Source organism: Streptococcus suis, assembly GCF_002960445.1.
GTDB lineage: Bacteria > Bacillota > Bacilli > Lactobacillales > Streptococcaceae > Streptococcus > Streptococcus hyiners.
This window is the reverse complement of sequence record NZ_POJD01000392.1, coordinates 1-287: the sequence shown is the minus strand read 5'-3', so window position 1 is coordinate 287 and position 287 is coordinate 1. Positions and strand designations below refer to the sequence as shown.

Genomic DNA, 287 nt, shown 5'->3' with positions numbered 1-287 from the left:
TGGTAATTCCTTGGCTTCTCCACGTGACAGAGTTGGTTTGTAGGGCTTCAAGGTCGTAATCCGTTTGCTTTATAATCACCTCGTAAAAATATTTAACCTTCTCATAGTCCGACCCTGTCGGTGCCTGAGCAAGTATCTTATTCACTTCCTCTTCTATTTTATTTCGTGTCGGAGATAAATCAGTCGGATACACTGGCTCTTCTAAATCCAATATATCAACTCCGCCACTCATTGCTGCTTCATCAGTTAGCCAGTAAAATTCTGGATAATCATGAGCGACAGAAAAA

General features: G+C 41.1%; 1 pseudogene. It reads right to left on the bottom strand.

The annotated features are described in order from the left end of the window. Nucleotides 1-287: pseudogene (locus C1G53_RS12225) on the bottom strand (transglutaminase); the annotation flags it as partial.